General features: G+C 67.1%; 3 protein-coding genes. 2 read left to right on the top strand and 1 reads right to left on the bottom strand.

The window, feature by feature from the left end; translation table 11 throughout:
- Window positions 1–738: restriction endonuclease subunit S (locus AC5JJ2_RS16145; RefSeq protein WP_495859040.1), on the top strand; the 738-nt coding region annotated here is incomplete at its 5' end.
- A complete protein-coding gene (locus AC5JJ2_RS16140; RefSeq protein ID WP_495859039.1) occupies window positions 731–1,843 on the top strand; it encodes a hypothetical protein in 1,113 nt (370 codons plus the stop codon). The genes AC5JJ2_RS16145 and AC5JJ2_RS16140, both read left to right, overlap by 8 nt.
- Here AC5JJ2_RS16140 and AC5JJ2_RS16135 read toward each other — a convergent pair.
- Window positions 1,832–2,191, bottom strand: a complete 360-nt coding sequence (locus tag AC5JJ2_RS16135; protein ID WP_495859038.1) for a hypothetical protein — start codon at window positions 2,189–2,191, stop codon at window positions 1,832–1,834. The genes AC5JJ2_RS16140 and AC5JJ2_RS16135 overlap by 12 nt on opposite strands.
- Window positions 2,192–2,351 lie beyond the last annotated feature (160 nt).

The following is a 2,351-nucleotide window of genomic DNA, read 5'->3' as shown; positions in this document are numbered from 1 at the left end:
CCGGTCCCCACTGGCCGCGGGTTCGCCGCCGGGTTGCGGCTCGACCCCGCCTTCCACCACCCGGCTCGGGCTGCGGCCGCTGCCGCGCTGCGGGCCAGCCCGTTCCCACTGCGGACGGTCGCCGAACTGTGCGAGGTGCGGAACGAGGCTGTGGTGCCGTCCCAGGAGCTGCCCGACGAAGAACTGACCTACCTCGGGCTGGCCAACATCGAGGCCCACACCGGCCGGTGTTCCCCGGAGGTGGTGGGCGGGGTCGGGCTGAAGAGTGCGGTGCGGCGGGCGTTGGCCGGCGACATCCTGTTTGCCAAGATGCGGCCGGAACTGCGGAAGGTGTGCCTGCTGCCGCCAGACCTGGACGAGGCGTATGCGTCGGCTGAGTGCTTGGTGCTGGTGCCCCGCCGAGACGCGACCGCCGGCCGGCCGGCCATGCTACCCGAGCTGCTGGCCGCCCTGCTGCGGTCCGACCTGGCTTACGGGCAGGTGGTTCACTTGGTCACGGGCATCGGCCGGCCCCGGCTGAACCGCGCGGCAGTGATGGACGTGCGGCTGCCGTGCCCGCCACCAGGCGAACAACGGCGGCTGCTCCGCCGGCTACGCGAGGCCGAGGTCGAGGCGGAGGCGGTCCGGGCCGACAGCCGGCGGGCGGCCGAACGGGCCGACCGGTTGGCGACCGCCGCCCGCGACCTACTGGTCCGTGACCTGCTGGCCCCGGGCAGCGGGGGGAGACACGATGTCTGAGTCGTGGGCTGACCTCCTCTTACTCCAAGGCGCACACTACGACCCGGCAACGGTTACGACTCGGCTAGCCTCTGAGTTGTTCCCGACGCTCTGCGACTGGCTGAACCGGGAGTCGATGCCCGTCCAGTACACCCTGTTCGACGACGAACGTCTGCCACAGAACCAAGCTAACTTGTCGGACGTGCGGACCCGCATTGGCCCGTTGCTGGAGTATGAACTCGGCCGGGCGATCACCGCCAACGTCCCACTTGCGGCGCGCGGGGCGAGCCTGTGCTACGTCCTAGCGAACAAATACCCGGACCTAGTCGTGCGAGATGCTGACGGACGAACGTGTGCGAGGCTAGAAGTCAAAGCTGTGGACGTCCGAGCCGAGGAGATAGCAGCCAACTTCGACACTCTGATCAAAGACGTGCAGCGAGGTCGAGATTTCGTAGTGGTCCTTGTCTGGGAAATACGGCGTCACGAGTCAAAAGCATTTCGACACCCGACTATCCACGGCATCCATGTCTTCGACGCTTACGAACTCGCTCGGATTCGTGACAACCATTGGCTGCACGCGCCGCTGAGGAGGAAGAAGGACACGCCTGAGCCGGTCGGGTATAAGGGGTACGACCTGTGTCACGGGGTCATCCCGCTCGCCGGCGGGCAGTACAAGACAGAAGCGGGCAATTACGGCAAACTCACGCGACTACATAACCCCGCCGGTATCCGACGGCTGGACCAGTCGGTTCGAGGCGGGGCGACGCTCCGAGCCTACACGAATTTCGTGGCCGAGGTATTGCGGCTTGGGCACCGCTGCGTCGGTCGGGACATCGCCGAACGGTACGGCTCAGTCACGCTCATCGACGGACCAACGCCGCCGTTCATCTGCATCGCCAGACACGAAAACCGACGGCTGCTAGTAGCTGGTTACGAGAAGTTGCCGCGCGGTCGCGATGCCCGAGCAGAGTTGCTCCGGCAACATGCCGCGACCATCGGCTTGCTGCTCAACACCAAGTTCGAGTGGTCGGCGGTTGGTCCGGACGGAGACACTGTCCTGTCGGGCCTGAAGCCGCAGGCGGCTGCGGAGTGGGTCCGTCGCCAGCGCGACCCGTCAGGAGCCTAACGGCCCGGGGTCATCCGCACGCAGATTCGCGGCTTGGGCGACGGCCCACATCTCGGGGCTGTACCGGCGGCCGGTGACGTGGTTCAGGAACGCCGCACACTCGTCGGAGGTCCGCAAGGTTAGCACGTCGACACGGTCGAAGGTGCGGAACACGAACCCGTCGGCGGTGCGACGGATGTGGAAGAAGTGACCGCCCCGACGAGTGTTCGGGCCGGGCGGGCGGACACACACTGTCACCCCGTCGGCGAGCCGGTCGCCGGCCACTCGCTCGATGTCGGCCCAAGACAGTTCGCCCGCCACGTCGAGCAGGACGGCCGGACCGTAGGGCAGGTCATACACCTTGGCCATGCCGCCAGTCTACACAGTAATCCTTTCGTGAGGTCTGCCCCGGCACGTCGAGCGTCTCGCCGCCAATGGTTCGCATGGTTCGCACGCCGCCGACGTGCCCGTCCGTCGCCGCAAGTCGTTGGCCGGCATGGGACGTTCGCACCGCGGGAAATGGTTCGCA

Source organism: Limnoglobus sp. (assembly GCF_059499385.1).
Note: the sequence above shows the minus strand (reverse complement) of the source record. Positions and strands in the feature narration are given on the sequence as shown.